Source organism: Xenorhabdus yunnanensis (assembly GCF_028598805.1).
GTDB lineage: Bacteria > Pseudomonadota > Gammaproteobacteria > Enterobacterales > Enterobacteriaceae > Xenorhabdus > Xenorhabdus yunnanensis.
On the sequence record NZ_JAQRFI010000016.1, the window covers coordinates 44765 to 68433 of the forward strand.

The window sequence follows — 23669 nt, forward strand, 5'->3', positions numbered from 1 at the left end:
GATAAGAAATCATGCTGATTTTATTGGAGTTTATGAAAATTATTTTACTTAGCTAGACTCCACTGGAAATTGAAGTGGTTCCCGTGTCTGGAATGACAAAAAAATCACGGCACACCATGCCATTATTCCCACGCGTCATCCTTTTGATCTCACCCGGTTAACGACCGATGAGCTAAAGGTTTATCAGCTTATCCGTCAATATTATCTGGCGCAATTTCTGCCGGTGCAGGAAACCGATGTGACTGCGGTAACACTGGATATCGGCGGGCAGTTATTCCGGGTGAAAGGCCGGGTGAATGTGATCACAGGCTGGAAGGCACTGTTTGCAGATGGAACGAGAGAACATGAAAAGGAAGACGAGCAGGAAGCCGGTTTACCCCTGCCGGCCCTTAACCAGGGCGATCGCTGTCAGGTGATTGAGGCAAAAATTCAGTCACTGTACACCAAACCGCCGGCACCGTTTACTGAAGGTACCCTGATTGCCGCGATGAAAAATGCCGCCAGTCTGGTCAGTGATCCGCAATTAAAGCAAGTCTTGCGAGAAAGTGCCGGGCTGGGTACAGAAGCGACCCGGGCCGGAATTCTGGATACGTTGTTTAAACGCCAGCTGATTGAGCGAAAAAAGAAAGCGATCCACGCGACGCCGCTGGCGCAGGAACTGATTGCCGGGCTGCCGGCGGTACTGACCGATCCGGGTATGACCGCGTTATGGGAACAATCGCTGGAAGATATTGCACAGGGCAAAGCGTCGCTGGCGGTTTTTATGCAAAAACAGGCGCAGTGGCTTTTGCATTTAGTCGAGCGCGGCAAGGCTCAGCCGCTGCATCTGACGTTGCCGAAAACACCCGAATGCCCGAACTGTGGCGGCCGGATGCGGCAACGGCAGGGAAAAACCGCGCCGTTCTGGGGCTGTGTAAACTATCCGGCCTGCAAGGGGATGCTGAATGACAAAGCGGTAGCCCAATCGCGTAAAGCCCGGCGGAAAAATCAGAACGCATGAAGATCTGGTTGTTGTTTGACGCGCTGACGAGATGCCTGAAGAATCAGCCTGTTTCCTGAAGATCGATGAGCCTGCAACGATCGCCTCCGGGTGGCTGCCAAACTCCCGTAGCCTGAAAGGGAGCGCATTAATGCGGTACATCTGCACCCCTTTGGAAGCAGATATTGTCGGTTCAACGGCAATTAAGGTTTTTTTATTCTTTATCAGAACGTCAGCAACGTCTATGTCTGACACCCGGCGGGAAAACTCTTCCCGTCAGGGATAGGATTTTCTCCGTCACACCGTATTTTTACCTCCATGGAGAACATCGTATGTCTGAGAACACCACAGCCTTAACCAAAAACGACTATTTCAACCTGAATATCAAAGGACTGGGCTACCTGAATAATATCCGCCATGTCAGCACCGCCAGTGGCACGTTCCTGAGCTGTGTGATCAATGCGTTAAATGGCCCCAGTGATAATCCGACCTATGTGCGTTTTGATATCACGGTGGTCGGTAAAGAAACGACCAGTCTGGTGGGTCGTTGCCAGAAAGCGGTGGATGAGGATGTGCGACAAGAAGTCGCTTAATGCATTGTTCTAACAGTAATCAATTTCTGTATAGAACCAGTTGTTCCATCAACTGTAGCCTATCGGGACAGGCGGTACGGGTAACTGTTCGGTCTGAAGCTTCCGAGACAATGTAGCCCTGCGAATAGCCATAGTTAACCGTGAGGATTAACTATGATCTGCGAGCATCAATGCGGAGGGGAGCTAGGCTGGTTGGTATGGTTAGCATATGCGAACTGTTGGTAAACATCGTGACGACCAATGAGCTAAAGATGCTGACAAGCTCAAACCAAAAGGTATGAAGCCGGTCATTTTCCTATCCTCTGAAAATGCATGGACATATGGCTTCCGGTGGATAGACAGAACCTAACCCAACTATTTGTGTATTAAGCGGAACTTGGTAAACCTGTATTTTCGCCCACAAGGCAAAGCGAGCCGCGAGGTAAGCCGATGGAAGTGCAGGCAAAGGAAGATGGAGAAAGCGAACGCTATTCTGTAATGGAATAGATAGGGGTTCAAACTTTGCCCCAATCCGAAAGGATGCAGACTTCCATCAGGTCTTTAATCGTGAACTGTACTGCAAAGTATCTAAATATATTTAGGAGACAAGCAAGTTGAATACGTTTAAACAAGTATCTGCGGTCTCCCGTCCCATAACATGGCATACCATTGATTGGTATTCATGCTATAGAGATGTAAAGAGACTGCAATTACGGATCGCGAAAGCTTCACAGAAAAAGCAATGGCGTAAGGCCAAAGCATTACAACGCATGCTAACACGATCATTTTCAGCAAAGGCTATCGCAGTTAAGAGAGTCACCGAAAATACGGGGAAAAATACCCCGGGCGTTGACGGAAAAACTTGGAATACACCGGAAACAAAATGGGAAGCAATAACTCAGTTGAAAAGAAGAGGTTATAAACCTTCTCCACTCAAGCGGGTTTACATTCCCAAAGCGAATGGGAAGCAACGCCCTCTGGGCATACCAACGATAAAGGACAGGGCAATGCAGGCATTATACCTTCTGGCTCTCGAACCGATATCCGAAAGTCATGCAGACCATAATAGCTATGGTTTCCGGCCTTCAAGGGGAACGGCGGATGCAATTGAACAAATTTTTAGAGTATGTTCAAGGAAAAATGCAGCTCGCTGGATTCTGGAAGGCGATATCAAAGGTTGCTTCGATAACATCAGCCATGAATGGCTGCTTGCCAATATTCCGATGGACAAGCAGATACTTCATAAGTGGCTGAAAGCCGGATATATGGAAGGCGGAAATGTTCACTCGACGATAGCAGGAACTCCTCAAGGTGGGATCATCTCCCCCGTTCTAGCCAATATGGCACTGGACGGAATGGAGAAAACACTGAGAAAAGCCTTCGGGAAACTGAATTCTCGTCAGAATAACAGAAACAAAGTCAAATATGTCAGGTACGCTGATGATTTCGTGGTCACAGGATGCTCGAAAGAGATCCTACTGGAAGAAGTCAAGCCTTTAGTTGTTTCCTTTATGAAACAAAGAGGACTAGAGCTTTCACGCGAAAAAACGGTGGTCACCAACATAGACGAAGGTTTCGACTTCCTCGGGCAGAATATCAGGAAATATGGGAATAAACTGATTATTAAGCCTTCTCGAAAAAGTACTGATAATCTGCTGAAAAAGATCAAAATCATTTTAGATGAAAACAAAACGGCACCTACATGGATGTTAATAGCTAAGTTAAATCCCGTTATCAGAGGCTGGACTAACTATCACAAGCATGTCGCATCCAAGGAAAGATTCAACTATGTGGATTATCAGATCTGGAAGAAAATCTGGCAGTGGTGTGTAAGAAGACATCCCAATAAGAGTAAACGATGGATACGCAGTAAGTATCTCAAATCAAGAGGAATGCGAAACTGGGTATTCTTCGGAATAGATCCAATGGGAAAAGGGTATGAGTTGCTGCGTGCATCATCTACCCCTATCAGAAGACACATTAAAATCGTTAGCGAAGCACATCCGTATGACGAGCAATGGGAATCTTACTTTGAAAGAAGACAAGACGCTAAATGGCTTGAAACTCAATGAGGTAAGAACAAAGTAATAGCCATCTGGCGAAACCAGAGTCAAATCTGCCCGATGTGTGGGCAACGTTTCACCTTGGAAACAGGGTGGCATGTCCACCATAAGATCAAAAAGATCTCAGGCGGAGGAGACGGACTGGATAACCTGGTTCTATTACACCCCAATTGCCATCGAAAGTTGCATGCAAATGAAGCTGGTTCTCCCAAGCGAGAATTTATAAAGGCTTGAGCGGTATGCAGGGAAACTTGCACGTACCGTTCTTAGGGGGCGGTGGCACAGTAATGTGTTGCTGCTACCCGACAAAAAAGTATTGTTGGGTTTTACCTTAAGCAATCCCTCCACCGATATTTTTACCCTGAAACGCGGCGATCATGCCGGTGAACAGCGCGTCAGCCTGAAAGCCCGTTTGATCAAGGTGGACTGGATTAAAATCGGCCAGGACAAAGTGTATCAGGCCGAACAATCCGACTCGACGCCCCCACAGAACGGGGTCGCGCAAACCGAATATGCAGAAAATTCATTCTGATATTCCTTTTATCCCACCGACTTGCCCTGATGTTTCAGGGCAGTCCTTTTATTATCAAAGGCAACAGGATACAGAGATGAATATTACACCAATTGGTGTTCTGGCACTGCAATATTGCCATAAGCAGTTACCGTTAACCGTGTTGCGAAGCCGGGCAGGATTTTATATCGGCACACTGGATGAGGGGGAACCCTGCTCCCGTGAGTCAGTGGAATATTTTGTCCACCGTGAACAGGCGGAATTTGCCCTGAAACAAGGGTGCTGGACGCAGCGTCAGTCAGTATAATCAGGAGGAAATGGAGATATCTTCGCGCGGTGTGAACAAAGTTATTTTATTGGGTCATCTGGGACAAGATCCGGAAATCCGTTACCTGCCAACGGGTGGTACGGTCGCAACGCTGTCACTGGCGACGTCAGACAGTTGGCGGGATAAACAAACCGGCGAAACTCGGGAAAAAACCGAATGGCACCGGGTAGTGATCTTCGGCAAGTTAGCAGAAATTGCGGCGGAGTATCTGCAAAAAGGTGCTTAGGTGTACATTGAAGGCCAGTTGCAAACACGCAAGTGGCAGGATAATCAGGGACAGGATCGCTATTCAACCGAAGTGGTGGTCAATGTGAACGGCACGATGCAGATGCTGGGCAGCCGTGGTGATGCAAAGAATACGACTGCACAACAGGCAGGGCATCAACCCGCACAGAAGCAACCACCTTCTAAACCCATCAGTAAGGAGAGAAAAAATATGCAAACGGTACAACCTTCTGTTTTACTGGAAGAAGAGGATACCGATTGGGATTCGGAGATCCCTTTTTGAGCTGTTTAAACTATTGCCCTGTTATCACAGGGCCTATTCTTATTTTTTGGTAACATCATGTGGTTTGTTTAAATACGAGTTACCAGTGTGGTCAGCTTATTTAGCCACTGACTGAAATGTGGGCACTGGGAACGAATGGTATCTAAACCAATATCACCAACGATTAGTGGGCCATGTAAGGTTTTATGATAATTGGGAATGATTGCCAAAATGCGTTTAGATGGCGCTGTCTGTGGGTTGTTGTTGATATCTTCAGGCGTATCAAATTCATCTTTGATAGCCTGTAGTGCGGCAATCGGTGCATTGTCATCAAGCCAGTCAGCAAATTTTTCGGGTTGGCAGAATAGTAAGGCTTCAAATTCATGCAATAACAGATTGGGAATAAAATTAGCCTGCCCGATATCATTTGCAAAAGCCTGCTCCAGCTGTACTACCCGTTCGTTGGCAGCATTATCCCGTTGGATGTTATAGTCAGGGAAATCGGTCGGCAAACCGTAGTAGTCGATAAGTGTGGTGACGAATGCACTAGGATCTTGTCGGCATAAACGGGTAATTTGGTGTTTTACTTTGCCATAACTCGTGATCCCACCTTTCTGGCTGGAACTTGTCTGAGCTAATATGGGGGTCAGATAGATCTGTTGTGCAAAAAAATAAGGGGCCAGCACATCCCGCACGAAAGTTTCTTCCGTCTGTCCTTCTACAAAAACGTTGATACGGATCATCGCTGTGGTCTCCCGCCGAGTAAGTTTTTCTTCCATAATTCACCCAAGCTATAGTCCTCAAGCCATTCGGACAGGGTTTCATTATCCAGTCGCTTAAAAGTGGAAGCGCCTTGTTGTTTGTCGACCACAATCAGGTCATCAGCATCAAACTGATTGACCAGCTCAACTGACTGAGTAGAAATAATCAGTTGGTGTTGATTACTGGCATTTTTAATCAGCCCGGCCAGTACGTTGATCGCATAAGGATGGAGTCCCAGCTCTGGCTCATCAATAATAATCGAGTCGAGCATGTAATCTTCGGGCTGTAGCAGCACCGTTGTTAATAAAATAAAACGCAACGTGCCGTCAGATAATTCACTGGCTTTAAAAGGAATGTCTTGTTCTTTCTCTGTCCATTCAAGCTGAATATAGTCGGTATTATCCGGCGTGGGCCGCAAGTAAAAATCACCAAAAAAAGGTGCAACCATCTGAATGGTTTTAATAATGCGGGTGTAATGTTGCTGATGATGTTTTTGCAAGCGATACAGAAATGCCGCTAAATTAGCCCCATCTTCCCGCAGATAATCATTATCATTAATCCGGTGGGTCTGTTTAACTTTGGCACTGTCACTCGTGTCGTGAAAATGATATACCCGCCAACGAAGTGTGATCGGCAATGTGTCATTTTCAAGGTTCGTGTGATTCTGATTAACCTGAGATTCAAAATGTCCGGCACCAATATCATACTCTCTATTACTGTCGCAAAAGCGTGATTCATGGCGGAACATCATGCGGTTATCATTAGTCGGTTCCAGTTCAAATTTATAACCATTGTGGCCAAAAGAAAGTTCGGCACTCATAAACTCGGTTTTTTTACGACCAAAATGCAACAGGGTGTCGGGGCCACCCATTCTGCCAACAAGAGATTGTAGGCGCTGATTGAGTAGTACGGAGGACAAACGAAAGAAACTGATGAAATTGGATTTTCCGGCACCATTGGCCCCAATAAGGACATTCAGGCTTCCCATTGGTAAATCACATTTTGCGATAGATTTGTAGCCTGTTATCTTAATTCTGCTTAAGTGGTCATTATTAGTTATTGGTTTCATAATTTTGCCTTTTCAGCATCATGTGACTCAATTGTGCACTATCTTAAGGTAAACAATAAAATAAGTATTGTCTTGGTCGCTGGCTTTGCGTCCTTTTTTAGTGAAATGGAGTAAGTAATATGCAATCGCGGGATAATTGTCTGAAAGCCATTATCAAATGGGCGGAGAATGCAGACAACGTTCAGGCACTGATTCAGACTGGTTCTCTGGCCCGAAAAGATAATTCCAGTGATGACCTTTCGGATATTGATATTGAAATCATTGTATCCGACCCAAAATCACTGATGAAAGATGATCAGTGGATGCATGAATTTGGTGAACTGATTACTGTGCTTCGTCTTGATCCAGATGAACATCAAGCATGGGCCACACGTCTTGCCATTTATAACAATGGCGTAAAAATCGATTTCACCTTGGCGGGTATTGATCGTATTCACCACATGGCAGAGAGTGGAATTCTTGATGAACTCTATGAACGAGGGTATAGAGTACTATTCGACAGAACGTCGATTACCCAAGTGCTTCCTGTTTCAACATACGGATTTCCAGTGAGACAGCTTCCATCACAGTACGAATTCAAAACTTCAGTTGAAGAATTTTGGTTTGAAGCTTTCCACATACCTAAATATTTGTCTCGCGGGGAACTCTGGTTGGTTAAATTTCGTGATAACACGATGAAAGAACTCTTGATGTGTATGTTGGAATGGCATGCACTTGCTCGAAATAATGAGTCGATAGATCTATGGCATAATGGCTTGCATTTAAAGGAATGGACTGATTCGCAAACGTGGACTGAATTGCAAAACACCTTCGGACGGTTTGACACATCTGATGCACTACGCGCATTTGAAGCAACGACTCAACTATATGGGCGTTTGGGACGGGAAGTTGCCCAAATTATTGGTTTCGATTATCCGCAGGAGTGTGAAACCCGCATAACCGAACTGAACAGAAAGGTTTTGTCACAGCATATACTTTGAATATTCTGAATATATTTTATTTACTTGTTAAACTAACACGTTCGATTATTGAATTAGATAACGTAATTCGTTAAAGTAAAAACGCTATCGGCAAAATTCGATAGTCAAGGAATCTCACCCTTGCTAAGAGTAACCCACTGGTAGGAATTTTCTGCCAGTGCGCCTGTTATCGCCCTTTCAATGGCGGTTCAGGCAGGGGAGGCTTCGGCCTCGCCGGAAGGTTACTCCCGGTAGTGAGATCCCTGTCTGAACCACCACCAATAATCAACAGAAGGGGACGCAGGTATGATTAACACTCAACAAGACTGGCACCCAGCCGAAATTATTTGTGCATTACGCAAGCGTGGTACCACACTCGCCGCTTTATCCCGTGAATCGGGACTCAGTTCTTCCACACTGGCAAATACACTATCCCGCCCATGGCCGAAAGGGGAATGGATTATCGCCACCCGTTTGGAAATGGACCCCGCTGAAATCTGGCCCAGCCGTTATTTTGACCCGCGTGGTAATCTGATTGAGCGCAGAGTACGTCAGCAGGTTACAGAATGTCAGTCGGTTGATGAATGCCAACTGTCTGATGAGTGTCAGTCGGTCGACGAAGATCAGCCAGTTGCTGAATAATACTCTGATATAAACCATAAAGTTTAGTGCGATAATATTTTTCAGGGTTTATTCATTATTGTTTGTTTCAGCATTTTTATTTTCAGCAAACACAGTTGAGTTGTTCATTGAATACATCACAGGGTTCCTTGCATAGTCAGGATTATTTTACGACTGAGCAGGAACCTATTTGGCATGAAAATAACTGTGTTAATCGGCTTAATCGCGGTCACACTGGCGGGATGTACCGTTCCAGTAAAGCAACCGCTACCTCAGCCTTCTCAAAATAGCTTTTCTTCCGTTACACTGACACGAAACATCCAATCTGTTTCTCCGGATATTTATCAGCAAATACCTGAAGTCGTCCGCTACGGGCGTTATTTATTGGTGAGTACCAACCCGACAGAAGCCCAGCGTGATCCACTTTCCCAACTGATTGATATCCAGATTCCCGCTTCCCAGAATCCCACTGTTGCCGATGCGATGCGTTATGTATTACGTCAATCCGGATACGCACTCTGTGTGCCTGACAAGAAGAATGACATTTTATATCGCCAACCGCTGCCATCAGTGCACGCTCAGTTAGGCCCTGTCAGGTTACGCACTGCGTTGCAGGTGATGGCAGGTCCGGCCTGGCAACTGGAAGTGGATGAGGTGAAACGTGTCGTTTGCCACCATTTGCGACAGGGTTATCAACTTCCGGTTCCGGCTAAACAACCGCAGCAGGGAGACGGACGTTGATGAAATTACACCAGTTCAGTCTGTTGGCATGGTTGCTTAGCAGTTCGGTCTGGGCAGCCACATCGGCACCGTTAGCTTCACAGCAGACGCAAATGACAGAAAGCCAGCTGCAATCCCTGAAAAGCCCGGCTGAACAGTGGAAGTTAAGTGCCGATGAATATCAGCGTTATCAGCACCTGATGAACGGGCCACGGGGTATCCAGTCGCCGGGGCTTGATCCGTTGACGACATTAGGTATTGAAGCCGAAAATGATACCGAGCGCCGCCGTTATGCTGAACAGTGGGTTAAGTCAGAGTTTGCCCGTACCGAAAAAGAGCTGCGTTTCCAGCGGGAAGTGGATGCTGCCTGGCAGCGGCTGTTTCCTGATGTCTTGCCGGTCAATATGGAAAAATCGCATGAAGTAAATGGTCGGCTGGCATTGTTTGTCAGAGCCAAAGATTGCCCGCAATGTGAAACCCGTTTGGCCGAAGTGCTGGCTGCAAAGCAACCCGTTGATATCTATCTGGTCGACAGTCGGGGCAATGACGACACGCTGCGGCAGTGGGCTAAAGCCCATCACATTCCCGTTGAACGGGTACGCAACCGGCAAATTACCCTGAATCATGATGCGGGTTACTGGTTCCGGTTTGGTAAAGGGCTGATGCCGGTATTGCTGCGACAAGGAGATCAAGGATGGCAGGTCACGTCATTACAATGAAACGGTTGAGCGTATTCCCCATTATCGGCCTGTTATGGATGACTACCTGCCAGGCCGAACTGAATGTGATTGCCGATTTAGGCGGCAAAGATGCCTCGCCTTTTTATGAAGGTATTCATGCTCAAGCGGATGCTGTTTCTGCATTACCACCCTCTTCTTTACCCGAAAAATCAGGTGAAGCCGCCATGTTACCGGTCAACACACCGGAACTGACACCGGGGAAAGTCATCCGCCGCCCACTGCAACTGCCGGGAATTGGGGCGTTATTTCTGATAGGCGATGATCCCGACTCGCGCCAGTGGCTAAGCCAGCATGCTACTATATTGGCAAAATTGCATGCGGTGGGGCTGGTCGTCAATGTCAGGGAAATGGCGGGCTTACAGGCACTGCGTGCTTTGGCTCCGGGGTTACTTCTGTCACCGGCCTCCGGCACAGAACTGGCCCGCCGATTGCAACTGCAACATTACCCCGTGTTGATCACCGACACTCAACTTTCTCAGCAGCCCTCACCATGAGCCGCCGTTATGTGGTTGAAGCCCTGCTACGCCCGGCGGTGGAACTGAATACCGCGGTGGTCTCTGCCGTCGCCGCATTTATCTGCCTCCGGGCACCGTGGGCGATTGCACTTACTCCCTCGGTCAGCTATGTGATGGCCGGGAGTTTTACTGTATTAGCGATAATACGCACATGGCAGGGCATTCAGGTTATCCGCTATCGCCGAAATCTGAGCCGTTTACCGCGTTACCAGATGAGCACCAGACACATTCCCGTCAGTCATCAGCGCTTGTTTCTGGGCCGGGGTTTTCGCTGGCAGCAGAAGCATACCCAGCGTTTGCAGGATACCCGGCGACCGGAAGTAGAACGATTTGTGCAACCCTCTAAGGTTTATCAGTTTGCCCGTTTACTGGAGCATCGAACCGAATACCGTTGGCCGGCATTGTCAAATCTGTTGCGTAAAGATTCCCCGTTAAATCCGGTGCGACCATTGCCTCCGGTTGGGGGCAATCCTATGATCCACGGTATTGAACCGCAGGAAGCCGAAGTGTTTATGGATCTGCGTGAGCGCGTCGGGCATACCCTGGTAATGGGGACGACTCGCGTGGGAAAAACCCGGCTGGCCGAATTGCTGATAACCCAGGATATCCGGCGCGGTGAAGTGGTGATTGTCTTTGATCCCAAAGGTGACGCTGACCTGTTAAGACGCATCTGGGCAGAAGCCCACCGGGCAGGCCGTGGCAGTGAACTGTCCCTCTTTCATCTGGGCTGGCCGGAAATTTCGGCACGTTATAATGCGGTCGGGCGGTTTGGTCGGGTATCGGAAGTTGCTTCCCGTCTGGCGGGGCAATTGAGTGGCGAAGGCAACAGTGCGGCGTTCCGGGAGTTTGCCTGGCGGTTCGTCAATATTGTCGCCCGTGCGTTGGTGGCACTGGGGCACCGGCCGGATTACACGCTTATCACGCGTTACGTCAATAATATCAGCGAACTGTATCAGCTGTATGCCACTAAAGTGATGGAAGACAGGCAGCCCACCCTGCTGGAACAAATCAATCAATCCCTTGGCAAGCTGAAAGAAAAAGATATCCCGCGCAATATGCAGGGGCAGCCGGATGCGTTTCGGCTGTGGGCAATGGAAGTCGCGTTGAGTTCAGACGCGGGTAAACAACTCTACGACCCGATTCTGGACGGGTTACGCTCTGCCGTGCGTTATGACCGCACCTATTTTGATAAAATTGTCGCCTCGTTGCTGCCCCTGCTGGAAAAACTGACCACGGGAAAAATCTCAGAACTGTTATCACCGGATTATCTCAATATGGCCGATTTACGCCCGATTTTCGATTGGGAACAGGTGATCCGCAAGAATGGCATTGTCTATATCGGGCTGGATGCGTTGTCTGACAGTGATGTGGCCTCGGCGGTGGGCAACAGCATGTTTGCGGATTTGGTCAGTGTGGCCGGGCAGATTTATAAATATGGCATGAATGCAGGGTTGCCGGTGCGCCAGGACGGGAAATTGGCGATTAACCTGCATTGTGACGAATTCAATGAACTGATGGGGGATGAGTTTATCCCGCTGATCAATAAAGGTGGTGGGGCCGGTATGCAGGTCACTGCCTATACCCAGACCTCCTCGGATATTGAAGCCCGTATCGGCAGCCCGGCCAAAACCGCGCAGGTGATTGGTAACTTCAATACCCTGATTATGCTGCGGGTACGGGATAACCGGACGGCAGAGCTGCTCACCAGTCAGTTGCCCGAAGTGGAAATCTACAGCAAAACGCTGGTCTCAGGGCACACTGATATCGCTGATGTTGAACAGGGGCAGGATTTTACCTCATCCACACAGGACAGGGTCGGCACAGTCAAAACGCCGCTGGTGACGCCGGCTGAAATGATTAACCTGCCGAAAGGGCAGGCATTCGCCTTATTGGAGGGCGGGCAGTTGTGGAAAATTCGCATGCCTCTGCCCACCGGCGATGACAATGATGCCCTGATGCCGGCGAGTTTGCAGAACATCGCTGAGCATATGCGGCGGCACTATCGTACCAGTGAAAATTGGTGGGAAGAGAAAGGGTGATTTCACGTCATGGCACCGTCAGAAAACCTATCCCGTCAGCCTTCCCAACCACCCCGTAAGCATGGGTTGCTATATCGTGTGTTATGGGAATGGCCGTGGCAGCTCATTGGCTTTATTGTGATGTCGTGGCTGTTCAGTCTGTTACTGGAATACCTTGGTATGGCTTTTTTCTGGCCGGATGAGGGGGCTGCTCACAGCCAGACGATGATGAAAACCGAGCTGCAATTTTTATCCACGGAATTTACCCGGAGTCTGTTGTTGTCAGAACCTTCACAAACGGTTTCTGATTGGCTGGTACAGACCTATCAATGGCTGTTTGTTGACAGTGGTTTTATGTACTGGATACAGGGACAATCGCACTCTCAGCTTAATAGCCGCAATGATTTTATGCGTGAATTCAATACGGTATTACATAGCATATCGGGTTATTTGCGGGAATATGCGCTGGCTACCGTGTTTATCACGATGGTGACGCTGATCCGGCTGGCGATTCTGGTGCTGTCCGTTCCGCTGTTTGTGATGGTGTTTTTGGTCGCGCTGGTTGACGGGCTGGGGCGACGGGACTTACGCCGGTATGGCGCAGGCTATGAATCGAGTTTTGTTTACCATCATGCTAAGCGGGGCATTAAACCTGCCTGCATCATTCCCTGTGTGCTGTATTTATCGTGGCCGGATGTGATGCACCCTACCGTGATATTGCTGCCAGCGGCACTGTTGCTGGGGATGGCGGTGGTGATCACCACATCAATGTTTAAAAAGTATTTATAGCGCACGACGCTGTACGATGGCATACAAAACGGGTTTTGTTTTGTATGCCATCGTCAGCAGACAAGCCGCACCGCGGCGCGTCAGTCTGGCAGTCAAAGACTGCTTTCAACCATCGCAATGATGATGGCAGAAAGTTCGATTTCTGCTTGAGTTGCAGTGATATCGCCGTTAGCTGCTGCATAGGATAAAGTTACTGTGGTTCCCAGTATTGCCATAGGGGCTGTTAATTTACACAGATATTATTTTTTGTGATGAATGATAGGCAATCAGGGGAGGGGGGTAAGCTGAAACCGTCCATCCATTTTCATTTTATCATATTTATCACTTAATGATTCAACAGTGCGGTATTTGTTAACATGGTTGTCAGATTTTTCTTTGATTTTTTCGCAAAAAAAGTAAATTTTTGCGTGAATCCCCCCAATAATCAATCCTGAAATCCATAGGATATATATTGTTAATTTGGTTGTTCAAAACATTTTATATCCAAGGCCTCAAAAAAGATTAAGGCTCATCAAATTATAATATTACTATTTGAAATAATTAAGTTATTTTTCTTCTCGATAAAATAATACTCACACACAATATTGGATGTTACTTATGCCAAATTATAGATTAGATAATTCTTATAAACAGGCTAGCCATCGTTTATCGTTATTAGAACAACAATTAGATCCCCTGACTCAGCGTCGTATAAAAATGCTCGACCTTGGCCAAGGCTCTCGTTGTCTGGAGATTGGCGCTGGAAATGGTTCAATAGCTAAATGGTTATGTAAGTATGTTGGAGCTAGCGGCAGTGTGGTGGCAACGGATATCAATACAACATTACTCGATCATATCGAGCTCCCAAATCTTGAAGTATGGGAGCATGATATTCTAAAGTCGGCGCTACCATGCTCATCGTTTGATTTTATCCATGCTCGTTGGGTTCTTTATCATTTACCATCAAATCTGGAATGTATTATTCAACGGATGATTGATGCGCTTCGTCCTTCTGGAATATTACTATTAGAAGATGTTGACTTTTTCCCAATAAATACTTCGTCATCTGCTGTATATCGTGAGTTCATGACAGCTTTAGTTAATTCAGTCGCCACACCATCCGGAAGAGACGGCTTCTGGATGCGTAACCTACCAGAAATTATTGCCACAACGGAACTGACGCAAGTTGGAGGAGAAGGCGAATTTCCTGTCATTCAAGGTGGGGGGGCGGCAGCGAAATTCTTTGAATTAACTGCGGAACAAATACGTGAAAAAATGCTGACAGAATCATCATTATCTTTGGACATGTTTGAACAGGGTTTACAGCTACTCAACTCACCTGATTTTTGGGCATTTGGAGGGGGGAATATCGCCGTCTGGGGGAGGAAAAAAACCAACACGTTACATGCGTGACCATTTTTCAAAATGCAAGGCTTCAGTCTATCACTGGAGGTTGGAGGTTAGTCTTTGGCTAAGTAAATTCAATAGGCAGATCAATTATTTTCAAGACAATCGTCATTATGCCTTTCATTAGTGAAGAGAAAGAGATAGCCCCAGATGCTATGTACGAAGCCTTAAATTAGGCATCTAAAATCTTTGGACAATTTTAGCTTACAATCCTTATCAGCAAAAACAAAAAAGGTTTAAATCTTATAAATGACTTGAGCGAGTTTTATTTTGCATTTGATGAAAGTCTGGGGGATCCCAATATAGGCGGGAATGGTGTAGCTCAAATAGATTTGTTAACAAACAAGAGCCATTGGGCTTGTGGGTGATAATGACTATATCGGCAGTTATTTGATTATATTATTAACCCGCGGCAATTTTTATCATTAAAAATCCAGATTTGATGTCGCAAAAAAACGCATCAAATCTGGATGTTAAGACTGAATTAATGGCAATATCTGGATGGATTGTTAACCACCTGCGTCATCGACTCAAACCAGTCACAGGCCTGACTGGTCCGGTTGCTTCCCTTTGGATTGAAACAGTAATGTTCGTGCGAAGTATCTTCACAATACCCCACAAATGGCTGGTCAATACGGTGCAGCTGAATAGCTGCCGCCTGCTCTTTGGAAGTCGGGAAAAATGCGCCGCCGACTTCCGCAAACATATCGGTATCGTCCTGTTGTGCGCCACAGTGTTCGCAGTGGTTTATCCAGTGCTGTCGGTGCAGCCGTTGGCTGACAGCTTTGCGCAACGTGTGATGAAAGCCGGGCAGCACATTACGAACGATAGCCGGGATATCAGCGATATAAAACAAAAATGCCGGGCTATCCTGCTCGGTATAGTCTATTTCCGTGCCGGGTTCATCGTCGCTGTCGGCTTCCAGTAGCTGGTGTCCGGCAGGCAGCATAAACGCGGTGACGGTGGTGTCTTCATGGCAGTGCGGGCACGCAGTCCGGGTTTGCGCGAGATACCAGTATTCCGCATGGACATTGTAGAACGGCAGCCATTGCATAAATGGCTCCGGGTCAAAACTGTTGTCGATATACCAGATTTGGGCGGCCGCATCCCAGTGTGCCCCCAACTTGCGTACCTTCTCATAGTCATCATCGGGGACGTGTAAATCAATCCGCAGCATATTGCTTGCTCCCTTCATTGATCAGTGTTGGCTGAATAAATTAGTCAGACTATTTAGCTAATTTTCACCAAAGCATAAAGAGTTTATTGCTGACCGGCAGTAAAAAACCCCGCATTCTCGCACCCTGAAATCCATGACGAGGGGAGTTTTTATGTGTGGTTGCTTTTCTTCAATATCCAGTGCGGCCTGTCTGCTGGGATTAACCGTGTTGTGTGTACCGCTGGCTCAGGCGGCTGAGAAAGATGAGCTGGCCAGTGCCAAACATCTGATTGAGCAGGTACAGATGGCACTGGAGCGCGCCAGTATCGCCGAAAAACAACTTGACCTGTCAGAACTTCCTCGTTATCACTTTGATTATTCACGCATCAGGGCTGATCTCAACACCCTCAAAGCCGGTATCGATCACTACTTAATGCCTTCCCGCGATCAGCCCCGTTATCCCGTACCCATCTCCGGCGATTACCGTCAGGAACATCCGCAATGACCCCGGCACAACGCAATGCCTTTGAAGTGGCCTCAGGACACTTTGATGTCACTTTTTTGTATTTGGTGTGTGTCGGCTTTTTCCTGGCCACGTTGTTTCTGTGGGCCGCCTGGGCTGTGGTGGATGTCTGGAACGGCTGGGCGAATGAAAAAGTACGTAATCAGACCCTCAGCCAGTTTGCCATCCGGACCGCGGTATTGCTGGTCGTGGCTGTCTGGATGTTTGCCAGTTAGTGCAATGTGCAATAAACACAATGAAAAGGAATAGATGGAACATGAAGCACATTTTTAAATTCTGTTGCTGTATCAGAACAAACCTAATGACACGGGTTAGTACACTCATGCTGTTATTTGGGCTTTCCTGTGAATCAGCCTGAGCCGATTTACCGGCTATCGAACCGCCCAAAAGTGGTGGCGGAGGCGGATTGCTGGGGCAGGCGAAAGGGTACGCGCAGGATGGCATTGTGATTGGCGGGTTGATCCTCTCGGCAGTGGCGTTCTTTAAGGTCGCCTCGGCCACCGTCGAAACCTTTTCCGAAGTGCGGGATGGCAAATCGACCTGGACCCAATTTGGTGCCATCGTTGTGGTCGGCGTGGTGCTGTTGGTTGCCGTGATTTGGTTGCTGTCGAAATCGGCCAGCATTATCTTTTAAGGTGATCACCATGCAGACGATCACTTTCTTACCTGACCGTTTAAACGCCGAACCGGTGGTATTTCGCGGGTTCACCACGCCTGAGATGGGACTGGCCGCACTGGCTGGGGTCATGCTCGGACTGGCAGTCAGTATTCCCCTGCTCCCATTAGCCGGTTGGGTCATGCTCCCGACCGGCATGTTGGTCATGCCCTTGTTACTGGTAAGCTTTGGCGGGCGTTGGCTCGCACACCTCAAGCGTGGCAAGCCGGAAAATTATATCTGGCTGAAGCTGGCAGAGAAAAAACGCCGACTGGGTATCGGTGATCCGGCCTTGATTATTGCCGCTCAGGGCTGGTCGTTGCGCCGTAGCAGGAGCCTGCGATGAGCCGGTTTCGTCATGCGGTGAAAAATCGGGATCAGCATATTCTGACCCTGCGAGTGGCGTGCGGTATTTTGGTGTTGGTATTGCTGCTGACCCTGAGCGGCTGGATGGCTTCACCGCGTAATCTCACCATCCATAATCCGCCGGACTTACGCACTGGCAGTACGCGTCCGTGGTGGGAAGTGCCTGCCCCCAGTGTCTACAGCTTTGCCTTTTATATTTTCCAGCAACTGAATGCCTGGCCGAAAAATGGCGCACAGGACTATCCGGCCAAAATTGACGCCTTATCCCCTTATCTGACGCCGGCGTGTCAGGATTTTCTATGGGAAGATGCCAAAACCCGTGCCGACAGTGGCGAGCTGCTTGATCGGGTGCGCGTGGTGTATGAAATTCCCGGCCGGGGCTATGGGACGCGGAGTGTGACGGTACATGGCCGGGATAACTGGGTAGTCCGGCTGGATTTGGTGGCGGATGAATATTATCACGCCGAATCGGTCAAACGGGCGCTGGTGCGCTATCCGCTGAAAGTGGTGCGCTGGGAGGGCGATGCCGAGCGTAATCCGTTCGGGTTGGCACTGGATTGTTACGATGGAATGCCACAGCGGCTGGAGGCAATACCACAACTGTCGGAAGAGAAAAAGGGCGTATTTCAATGAGCAGAGTGCCATTTGGCTGTCGTAGTTTTTGGCTGGGATTGGTCAGCCTCTTACTGTTCAGCGTCAGCGCAAAGGCCGATGAACTGATGAAATGGGAACGTATTCCGTTATCCATTGCGCTCAAAGTCGGTCAGGAGCGGATTATTTTTGCGGACAGAAATGTCCGTGTCGGTTTTCCGCCGTCGCTCAGCGATAAATTGCGGGTACAAAGCGCAGGCGGGGCGATTTACCTGAAAGCCAACAATGCCTTCCCGCAAACCCGCCTGCAATTGCAGGACAGTGAAAATGGCGAAATAATTTTACTGGATATTACGGCTGCCAAAGCGGGGCCAACAGAGCCGGTACGCATTATTTATTCGGATGAAAAAAAACCGGTCTCAAAAGAACAATCACAGTCCCAGAGTAAACCTGAATTGTCGGTGCCCGTTCCGGTCGTTTTAACCCGCTATGCGGCGCAGCAGCTCTATGCACCGTTACGCACTGTAGAGCCGGTTACGGGTATTCAGCCTGTGAACCTGCATTTATCCGGAACCATCTCCACCCTCTATCCGTCAGAGCCGATTGAGATTTCTCCGCTGGCAGGCTGGGGATTGCACAATCACACCGTCGTGGCACTGAAATTGCGCAATCCCACCCAACGAAAAATCATCCTTGATCCACGGGCCTTACAAGGGAAATTTGTAGCGGCAACGTTCCAGCATCGTTGGCTGGGTGAGGCGGGGACACCGGAAGAGACCACGGTATTGTATCTCGTCACAAAAGGGCTGCCGGATAACGCCCTTATACCTGAGCCGGTATCGGTGAAATCGGGAGGACGTCATGCAGGTTAAATCCAATGCGTTGGTGAAAATACTGGTACCGACGGTACTGGTTGTCGGCGGGTTTATCGGCATTAAAAGTTGCAGCTCAACGGAAAATGTAGCGCCCAATACAACCCAAAATAATGCACTGGCGAGCCTGTCCCCAGAAGAGTTACAGGCACTGGGGGTCGGCGGGGATACACCGGAAGATACCCTGCGCACGCTGGTCGGGACGCTCAATACCGTGCGGGCAGAGCAGAAACGCTTAGACCAGCAGAATGCCGATATGCGGAAAGAAAATGACCAGTTAAAAAGTCAGCGTCACGATGTCGCGGGGCAAATAGACGCGGCCGTTGCCGCCATCCGTCAGGAAGATGAACAACGCCGACGCGAGTTACAGGATGAGCAGCAGGGGGTACTGGCACAGATTGATTTGCTGACGGAACGATTAAATTCAACGCCTTTGCCTTCTCAGGATAATCAGATGCCGCTTGGGTTGGGACTGACCGGTAGTCCGTATTCTGCCCATCCAGTCAGGGGGCAGGATGAACTTATCTGGGTGCCCCCTGCTGATGAAAAGTCTTCAGATATGCAAGCTATGGGTAATGGAAAAACTACGGCGCAATTTCCGACTTCTTTTGTAAGTGAACAATCGACAACTGGGCAAAATACACCACAAAATTCCTCGCTTAAGGAAGAAAAGGAAAAACCGGTCTATACCCTGCCTGAAAATGCCACTTTAGTGGGCAGTCAGGCGATGACCGCGTTATTAGGCCGTGTTCCGGTGAATGGCACGGTCACTGATCCGTATCCGTTCAAAATTCTTATCGGCAAAGACAACCTGACCGCCAACGGTATCGAACTGCCAGAGGTGGAAGGTGCTGTTGTCTCCGGCTCGGCCAGTGGCGACTGGACACTGGCTTGCGTGCGTGGGCAGGTCAATTCCATCACCTTTGTTTTTCAGGATGGCATGGTACGCACGTTGCCGGGGGTTGGGCAAAACCAGCAAGGGATCGGCTGGCTGTCTGATGCAAATGGCATTCCCTGTATCAGTGGTGAGCGTAAATCCAACGCCAGCACCTATCTGCCGACCCTGTTTGCGCTGTCAGCCATGAATTCCGCCGGCGATGTCCTGAACGAAAGTCAGCAAACTGCCCAAACCAGCGGCACCGGTGGTATCACGTCAGCGTTAACCGGTAATGCGGGACAGGCGGCACTTGGCAAAGCCGTGGCAGGCGGCATGAATGAGATGAGTGAGTGGCTCAAACAACGCTACAGCCAGACATTCGATGCAGTTTACGTCCCGCCCGGTGCCCGGTTAGTGGTGCATATCACACAACCGCTGGCGATTGATTACGAAGCGAAAGGACGTAAGGTGCGTTACGGCTTGAGTGAGTCAACCCAATATAATCATCAGGATGTATTAGATTAATGGAAAAGCCTGTCTTTCAATGGCTGTTTAGTGCCAGCCAGCCTTATTGCCTGCAAGTGCCCGTTACGTGTCTGTCTGAACCCGCGCGGGTTCAGCTTGACTGGCGTTTTGTCGATAAAGAAGAGTATCGGTTATATCTCTCAGCTGGCAGGGAATACCGGTTGCTTGGTGACGGCGATGTTACTGTCTTTCGTCTGACGGAAATGCAATGGCAGGCGATTGTTGAGGGCAACGCAGAGGCTCAGCCTGAGCAGTGGGAACGCCAGCCTTTTACCTTATCCGAGCTGGCAGTGCACCCCGAATTTGCCACGTTTACTGCCATTGGTACCACGGAGTCTGGATCATGCAGAAAATAAAATATGGTTGGGTAGTGTGTCTGGCGGGGTTATTGGCAGGCTGTTCGACGTCGAAAGAGGCCTTACTCCCTGCCGGCGAACAGACCGTGCTGGCGATGTGGCAGGGAAACAAGGCAGGCCATAGCGCAGCACAGGCAAGACAAACCCTGCGCGTGTGTTAACCCCTGCCGAACGAAACCGGGCACGGGAAGAACCTTACCATTACAGTCGTTCGGTTGAGCATGAAATCAGCCAGCAGTTTCCCCGTTTACCCAATCCCGATATGGTGATGTATGTTTATCCGCATCTGGCCGCAGGCAATACACCGATACCGGGATACAGTACGGTGTTCCCGTTTTATCAGCAGGTGCAGTATGCCCTGCCGGGTGAACGCACGGAGGTACTGTAATGCAAAACATTAACGCATTGAATCGCCCCAGCCAACTGCGTGAGGCGGATGAGGCTGCGGTTTACCGGGCTAACCCTTCCATCATCGATTATCTCCCTTGGGTGGAATATCTGGAAGACGGGCAATGTTTGTTGCTGGACGACGGTATTTCCGTGGGGGCGGTTTACCGTATTGAACCCGTGGCAACGGAAGGTCGTCCCCTTGAACGATTGATTGAGATTCGGGATCAGCTGGAAGATGCGATTCAGGACAGTCTGGAAGAAGACGATATTTCACCGTGGGTGGTGCAGTTTTTTTGTCAGGATGAAGATGATCCTTCCAATTATCTCGATACCTTGCGGGACTATGTGAAACCGTGGGCGCAGGGCACGGCCTTTACCGAGGCTTTTCTGGCAGAATCGGCACGTCACCTGAAAAGCATCGCCCAGCCTGACGGAATATTTCAGGATAGCTTAATCACCGGGCAACCGTGGCGGGGGCAGCAGCGCCAGACCCGAATGGCCGTTTACCGCTGGTTGCCTGCTCATAAATCGAAGGCACACCATCAAACTGTATCGTCGGTGGCGGCACTCAATCAGGTCTGCGAACGGCTGGTCTCCTCACCGGCGTCTGCAGGGATTGTGGCAACTCGGCAAGATGGTGAGCAGATCCACAGCTGGTTGCTGCGTCATTTTAATCCGGCCCCGGACTGGGGCATGGCAAAAGCCGATTTCTACCGCACGGTAAGTTATGAAACACCTACACCTTCCGATCTCCCGGTTAACAATGATTTTGCCGAAAGCCTGTGGTTTACTCCGCCGGTGTCTGATCCCGAAAACGGACTCTGGTGGTTTGATGGCCTGCCACATAAAGCCATTCCGGTTGAACGTCTGCGCCGCCCGCCTGAGCCGGGTACGCTTACGGGCGAAGTGAAACGGGGGGATAATATCAATGCCCTGATGGATATGATGCCGGAAGGTACCGTAGTCTCCCTGACCATCGTGGCGCAGGCACAGGATACGCTGGAAGAGAATTTTACCCGGCTGGCAAAACATGCGGTGGGGGAGAACACCGAATCGGCACGTGTCCGACAGGATGTACAGGAAGTGAAAGAACTGCTGGGGCGGCGGCATAAACTGTACCGCAGTGCACTGACCTTTCTGGTTCGCGGCCAGGATTTGGCTGATCTGGTTCAGCGGGTACACCAGTTATCCTCAACGCTGCTGACCGCCGGATTGCAGCCCGTGCGGCCGGCATTCAGTGTGTCCCCGCTGAATGCCTATTTACGCGCTTTGCCGATGGGCTTTAACCCGCAGAAGGACAAAAAACACTGGTTTACCCGTCTGAACTGGGTGCAACATCTGGCCGGGTTATTGCCGGTGACAGGTCGTTCAACGGGAACGGGGCATCCGGGTTTCAGCTTTTTTAATCGCGGTGGGGCACCGTTGATCTTTGATCCGATGAACAAGCAGGATCGCACTCAAAATGCTCATTTATTGCTGTTTGGCCCGACCGGGGCAGGTAAATCCGCGACCCTGTGTGCTTCCCTGGTGCAATTGATGGCCATCCATCGTCCGCGCTTGTTTATTGTCGAAGCGGGCAACAGTTTTGGTTTATTGGCAGACTATTACGCCAGCTTGGGGTTGACCGTGAATAAAATCGGCATCAAACCGGGTTGTGGCGTCAGTCTGGCACTGTTTGCCGATGCGCATCAGCTGCTGCAACTGAGTCCCAAACAATTGCGTATTAATGAAGCCGATATTCCTGATACGGATGAATCGCAGGATGAAGGCGATGAACAGCGTGATATTCTGGGCGAAATGGAAATTGCCGCCCGACTGATGATCACCGGTGGTGAAAAAAAAGAGGAAGAACGGTTGACCCGTTCCGACCGAGGTTTGATCCGCGAAGCCATTATGATGGCGGCACAGACCAGCTATGCTGAGGGACGCCAGATGCTGGCCTCTGACTTACAAAATGCGCTTTATGTTATCGCCCGCAATCATCAGCAGGATGAACACGGACAACCTTTAATCACGGCACACCGACGGGCACGGGCAGATGAAATGGCCGGCGCTATGTCAATGTTCACGCAGGAATTTGAAGGGGAACTGTTTAACCGCCCCGGCACGCCGTGGCCGGAAATGGATGTCACTCTGATTGATTTAGGCACGTTGGCGCGAGAAAACTATTCGGCACAGATGGCACTGGCGATGGTGTCACTGATTAACACCGTGAATAATCTGGCGGAACGCGACCAGTATCAGGATCGCGAACTGCAACTGGTGATTGATGAAGGGCATATCACCACCACCAACCCGCTGCTCTCTCCCTATATGACCAAAGTCGTCAAGATGTGGCGTAAACTGGGGGCCTGGTTGTGGCTCGCAACCCAAAACCTCGCCGATTACCCGGATACGGCTGAAAAAATGCTGAATATGGCCGAATGGTGGTTGTGTCTGACCATGCCACCGGATGAAGTGGAGCAAATCGCCCGCTTTAAGAAACTGACGGAAGAACAAAAAGCCGTGTTGCTCTCCGCCAGTAAACTCCCCCGCTGTTATACCGAAGGGGTGGTGCTGGCGAAAAAAATCGAAGCCTTGTTTCGGGTGGTGCCACCCAGCCTTTATCTGGCACTGGGGATGACGGAAAAAGAAGAAAAAGCGGAGCGACGGGCACTAATGCGGGCGCATCAGTGCAGTGAACTGGAAGCGGCGGTTTTGGTGGCCAGAAAAATGGATATTGCGCGGGGATTACGTCTTGAATCCAATGGGTGACAGTCGTTTAATTTTCATGTTCGAAAAAAGAATTAAGCGCGGTACTTAAGCTGTTTTTTCGGCATGTTACCCCTTTCAGCATGAA

Annotated in this window: 22 protein-coding genes and 7 pseudogenes; 25 read left to right on the forward strand and 4 right to left on the reverse strand. The window is 49.3% G+C overall.

Annotation, left to right across the window (positions count from 1 at the left end):
* Positions 1–79: 79 nt before the first annotated feature.
* The 7 genes and pseudogenes from PSI23_RS08885 to ssb form a co-directional block, all read left to right on the forward strand.
* Positions 80–1000: pseudogene (locus PSI23_RS08885) on the forward strand (DNA topoisomerase); the annotation flags it as partial.
* A gap of 31 nt (positions 1001–1031) precedes the next feature.
* Positions 1032–1265 carry a hypothetical protein gene (locus tag PSI23_RS08890; RefSeq protein WP_273554758.1) on the forward strand — a complete coding sequence of 78 codons (234 nt, stop codon included), beginning with the start codon at positions 1032–1034 and terminating at the stop codon, positions 1263–1265.
* 46 nt (positions 1266–1311) lie between these two features.
* Positions 1312–1551, forward strand: a pseudogene (locus tag PSI23_RS08895) (DUF3577 domain-containing protein); the annotation flags it as partial.
* Positions 1552–2165: 614 nt separating this feature from the next.
* Positions 2166–3848: pseudogene (ltrA, locus tag PSI23_RS08900) on the forward strand (group II intron reverse transcriptase/maturase).
* A gap of 70 nt (positions 3849–3918) precedes the next feature.
* Positions 3919–4146, forward strand: a pseudogene (locus PSI23_RS08905) (DUF3577 domain-containing protein); the annotation flags it as partial.
* A gap of 76 nt (positions 4147–4222) precedes the next feature.
* The gene (locus PSI23_RS08910) at positions 4223–4432 is read left to right on the forward strand and encodes a hypothetical protein (protein ID WP_273554759.1); all 210 of its coding nucleotides are present in this window, start codon (positions 4223–4225) and stop codon (positions 4430–4432) included.
* 16 nt (positions 4433–4448) lie between these two features.
* Positions 4449–4961: pseudogene (gene ssb / locus PSI23_RS08915) on the forward strand (single-stranded DNA-binding protein).
* Positions 4962–5029: 68 nt separating this feature from the next.
* Here ssb and PSI23_RS08920 read toward each other — a convergent pair.
* Together PSI23_RS08920 and PSI23_RS08925 are read right to left on the reverse strand one after the other, a co-directional pair.
* The gene (locus tag PSI23_RS08920) at positions 5030–5683 is read right to left on the reverse strand and encodes a DUF4276 family protein (RefSeq protein WP_273554760.1); all 654 of its coding nucleotides are present in this window, start codon (positions 5681–5683) and stop codon (positions 5030–5032) included.
* The gene (locus PSI23_RS08925) at positions 5680–6771 is read right to left on the reverse strand and encodes an AAA family ATPase (RefSeq protein ID WP_273554761.1); all 1092 of its coding nucleotides are present in this window, start codon (positions 6769–6771) and stop codon (positions 5680–5682) included. Before PSI23_RS08925 ends, PSI23_RS08920 begins: the two co-directional genes overlap by 4 nt.
* A 119-nt stretch (positions 6772–6890) precedes the next feature.
* Between PSI23_RS08925 and PSI23_RS08930 the strand changes: the two genes are divergently transcribed.
* From PSI23_RS08930 to PSI23_RS08960, 7 genes are all read left to right on the forward strand, one after another.
* Positions 6891–7751 (forward strand): aminoglycoside 6-adenylyltransferase, encoded by an 861-nt coding sequence (locus PSI23_RS08930; protein WP_273554762.1) that lies wholly within the window; start codon positions 6891–6893, stop codon positions 7749–7751.
* Between the two features lie 285 nt (positions 7752–8036).
* Positions 8037–8372 carry a helix-turn-helix domain-containing protein gene (locus tag PSI23_RS08935; protein ID WP_273554763.1) on the forward strand — a complete coding sequence of 112 codons (336 nt, stop codon included), beginning with the start codon at positions 8037–8039 and terminating at the stop codon, positions 8370–8372.
* A gap of 174 nt (positions 8373–8546) precedes the next feature.
* A complete protein-coding gene (gene pilL2, locus PSI23_RS08940) occupies positions 8547–9092 on the forward strand; it encodes a PFGI-1 class ICE element type IV pilus protein PilL2 (RefSeq protein ID WP_273554764.1) in 546 nt (181 codons plus the stop codon).
* Positions 9092–9790: a TIGR03759 family integrating conjugative element protein gene (locus tag PSI23_RS08945; RefSeq protein WP_273554797.1), complete on the forward strand. Its 699-nt coding sequence runs from the start codon at positions 9092–9094 to the stop codon at positions 9788–9790. The genes pilL2 and PSI23_RS08945 overlap by 1 nt, the downstream gene beginning before the upstream one ends.
* The gene (locus tag PSI23_RS08950; RefSeq protein WP_273554765.1) at positions 9766–10305 is read left to right on the forward strand and encodes an integrating conjugative element protein; all 540 of its coding nucleotides are present in this window, start codon (positions 9766–9768) and stop codon (positions 10303–10305) included. Before PSI23_RS08945 ends, PSI23_RS08950 begins: the two co-directional genes overlap by 25 nt.
* Positions 10302–12365: a type IV conjugative transfer system coupling protein TraD gene (gene traD, locus PSI23_RS08955; protein ID WP_273554766.1), complete on the forward strand. Its 2064-nt coding sequence runs from the start codon at positions 10302–10304 to the stop codon at positions 12363–12365. Before PSI23_RS08950 ends, traD begins: the two co-directional genes overlap by 4 nt.
* Before the next feature lie 9 nt (positions 12366–12374).
* Entirely contained in the window at positions 12375–13133 is a 759-nt protein-coding gene (locus PSI23_RS08960) for a TIGR03747 family integrating conjugative element membrane protein (protein ID WP_273554767.1), read from the forward strand.
* A gap of 92 nt (positions 13134–13225) precedes the next feature.
* Here the strand turns inward: PSI23_RS08960 and PSI23_RS08965 are convergent, their stop codons facing one another.
* On the reverse strand, positions 13226–13348 hold the full coding sequence (locus tag PSI23_RS08965; protein ID WP_273554768.1) for a hypothetical protein: 123 nt from the start codon (positions 13346–13348) through the stop codon (positions 13226–13228).
* A 382-nt stretch (positions 13349–13730) separates the two neighbouring features.
* Between PSI23_RS08965 and PSI23_RS08970 the strand changes: the two genes are divergently transcribed.
* Complete coding sequence (locus tag PSI23_RS08970) at positions 13731–14525, forward strand: class I SAM-dependent methyltransferase (RefSeq protein WP_273554769.1); 795 nt, start codon at positions 13731–13733, stop codon at positions 14523–14525.
* Between the two features lie 478 nt (positions 14526–15003).
* Here PSI23_RS08970 and PSI23_RS08975 read toward each other — a convergent pair whose 3' ends face one another.
* The gene (locus tag PSI23_RS08975; RefSeq protein ID WP_273554770.1) at positions 15004–15696 is read right to left on the reverse strand and encodes a DUF5710 domain-containing protein; all 693 of its coding nucleotides are present in this window, start codon (positions 15694–15696) and stop codon (positions 15004–15006) included.
* Positions 15697–15847: 151 nt separating this feature from the next.
* Here PSI23_RS08975 and PSI23_RS08980 point away from each other — a divergent pair, with 151 nt between their 5' ends.
* From PSI23_RS08980 to PSI23_RS09025, 10 genes and pseudogenes are all read left to right on the forward strand, one after another.
* A complete protein-coding gene (locus PSI23_RS08980) occupies positions 15848–16180 on the forward strand; it encodes an integrative conjugative element protein, RAQPRD family (RefSeq protein ID WP_273554771.1) in 333 nt (110 codons plus the stop codon).
* Positions 16177–16413, forward strand: a complete 237-nt coding sequence (locus PSI23_RS08985) for a TIGR03758 family integrating conjugative element protein (protein WP_273554772.1) — start codon at positions 16177–16179, stop codon at positions 16411–16413. The genes PSI23_RS08980 and PSI23_RS08985 overlap by 4 nt, the downstream gene beginning before the upstream one ends.
* Before the next feature lie 86 nt (positions 16414–16499).
* Positions 16500–16832 (forward strand): annotated as a pseudogene (locus PSI23_RS08990) (TIGR03745 family integrating conjugative element membrane protein).
* A 10-nt stretch (positions 16833–16842) separates the two neighbouring features.
* The gene (locus PSI23_RS08995) at positions 16843–17199 is read left to right on the forward strand and encodes a TIGR03750 family conjugal transfer protein (RefSeq protein ID WP_273554773.1); all 357 of its coding nucleotides are present in this window, start codon (positions 16843–16845) and stop codon (positions 17197–17199) included.
* Entirely contained in the window at positions 17196–17852 is a 657-nt protein-coding gene (locus tag PSI23_RS09000) for a PFL_4703 family integrating conjugative element protein (protein WP_273554774.1), read from the forward strand. The genes PSI23_RS08995 and PSI23_RS09000 overlap by 4 nt, the downstream gene beginning before the upstream one ends.
* On the forward strand, positions 17849–18682 hold the full coding sequence (locus PSI23_RS09005) for a TIGR03749 family integrating conjugative element protein (protein WP_273554775.1): 834 nt from the start codon (positions 17849–17851) through the stop codon (positions 18680–18682). The genes PSI23_RS09000 and PSI23_RS09005 overlap by 4 nt, the downstream gene beginning before the upstream one ends.
* The gene (locus PSI23_RS09010; protein WP_273554776.1) at positions 18672–20084 is read left to right on the forward strand and encodes a TIGR03752 family integrating conjugative element protein; all 1413 of its coding nucleotides are present in this window, start codon (positions 18672–18674) and stop codon (positions 20082–20084) included. The genes PSI23_RS09005 and PSI23_RS09010 overlap by 11 nt, the downstream gene beginning before the upstream one ends.
* Positions 20084–20440, forward strand: a complete 357-nt coding sequence (locus tag PSI23_RS09015; RefSeq protein ID WP_273554777.1) for a hypothetical protein — start codon at positions 20084–20086, stop codon at positions 20438–20440. Before PSI23_RS09010 ends, PSI23_RS09015 begins: the two co-directional genes overlap by 1 nt.
* Positions 20428–20828 (forward strand): annotated as a pseudogene (locus PSI23_RS09020) (TIGR03751 family conjugal transfer lipoprotein). The gene PSI23_RS09015 and the pseudogene PSI23_RS09020 overlap by 13 nt, the downstream one beginning before the upstream one ends.
* A complete protein-coding gene (locus PSI23_RS09025) occupies positions 20828–23584 on the forward strand; it encodes a conjugative transfer ATPase (RefSeq protein WP_273554778.1) in 2757 nt (918 codons plus the stop codon). The pseudogene PSI23_RS09020 and the gene PSI23_RS09025 overlap by 1 nt, the downstream one beginning before the upstream one ends.
* Positions 23585–23669: the final 85 nt, after the last annotated feature.

Excerpts from the sequence above, each read along its gene's own strand:
- PSI23_RS08985 (WP_273554772.1), top strand. The coding sequence starts at position 16,177 with ATGACCCCGGCACAACGCAATGCCTTTGAAGTGGCCTCAGGACACTTT.
- PSI23_RS09015 (WP_273554777.1), top strand. The coding sequence starts at position 20,084 with ATGGAAAAGCCTGTCTTTCAATGGCTGTTTAGTGCCAGCCAGCCTTAT.
- traD (WP_273554766.1), top strand. The coding sequence starts at position 10,302 with ATGAGCCGCCGTTATGTGGTTGAAGCCCTGCTACGCCCGGCGGTGGAA.
- PSI23_RS09025 (WP_273554778.1), top strand. The coding sequence starts at position 20,828 with ATGCAAAACATTAACGCATTGAATCGCCCCAGCCAACTGCGTGAGGCG.
- PSI23_RS08995 (WP_273554773.1), top strand. The coding sequence starts at position 16,843 with ATGCAGACGATCACTTTCTTACCTGACCGTTTAAACGCCGAACCGGTG.
- PSI23_RS09005 (WP_273554775.1), top strand. The coding sequence starts at position 17,849 with ATGAGCAGAGTGCCATTTGGCTGTCGTAGTTTTTGGCTGGGATTGGTC.
- PSI23_RS08970 (WP_273554769.1), top strand. The coding sequence starts at position 13,731 with ATGCCAAATTATAGATTAGATAATTCTTATAAACAGGCTAGCCATCGT.
- PSI23_RS09010 (WP_273554776.1), top strand. The coding sequence starts at position 18,672 with ATGCAGGTTAAATCCAATGCGTTGGTGAAAATACTGGTACCGACGGTA.
- PSI23_RS08920 (WP_273554760.1), bottom strand. The coding sequence starts at position 5,683 with ATGATCCGTATCAACGTTTTTGTAGAAGGACAGACGGAAGAAACTTTC.
- PSI23_RS08890 (WP_273554758.1), top strand. The coding sequence starts at position 1,032 with ATGCCTGAAGAATCAGCCTGTTTCCTGAAGATCGATGAGCCTGCAACG.
- PSI23_RS08980 (WP_273554771.1), top strand. The coding sequence starts at position 15,848 with ATGTGTGGTTGCTTTTCTTCAATATCCAGTGCGGCCTGTCTGCTGGGA.
- PSI23_RS08925 (WP_273554761.1), bottom strand. The coding sequence starts at position 6,771 with ATGAAACCAATAACTAATAATGACCACTTAAGCAGAATTAAGATAACA.
- PSI23_RS08945 (WP_273554797.1), top strand. The coding sequence starts at position 9,092 with ATGAAATTACACCAGTTCAGTCTGTTGGCATGGTTGCTTAGCAGTTCG.
- pilL2 (WP_273554764.1), top strand. The coding sequence starts at position 8,547 with ATGAAAATAACTGTGTTAATCGGCTTAATCGCGGTCACACTGGCGGGA.
- PSI23_RS08950 (WP_273554765.1), top strand. The coding sequence starts at position 9,766 with ATGGCAGGTCACGTCATTACAATGAAACGGTTGAGCGTATTCCCCATT.
- PSI23_RS08965 (WP_273554768.1), bottom strand. The coding sequence starts at position 13,348 with ATGGCAATACTGGGAACCACAGTAACTTTATCCTATGCAGCAGCTAAC.
- PSI23_RS08960 (WP_273554767.1), top strand. The coding sequence starts at position 12,375 with ATGGCACCGTCAGAAAACCTATCCCGTCAGCCTTCCCAACCACCCCGT.
- PSI23_RS08935 (WP_273554763.1), top strand. The coding sequence starts at position 8,037 with ATGATTAACACTCAACAAGACTGGCACCCAGCCGAAATTATTTGTGCA.
- PSI23_RS08930 (WP_273554762.1), top strand. The coding sequence starts at position 6,891 with ATGCAATCGCGGGATAATTGTCTGAAAGCCATTATCAAATGGGCGGAG.
- PSI23_RS09000 (WP_273554774.1), top strand. The coding sequence starts at position 17,196 with ATGAGCCGGTTTCGTCATGCGGTGAAAAATCGGGATCAGCATATTCTG.
- PSI23_RS08975 (WP_273554770.1), bottom strand. The coding sequence starts at position 15,696 with ATGCTGCGGATTGATTTACACGTCCCCGATGATGACTATGAGAAGGTA.
- PSI23_RS08910 (WP_273554759.1), top strand. The coding sequence starts at position 4,223 with ATGAATATTACACCAATTGGTGTTCTGGCACTGCAATATTGCCATAAG.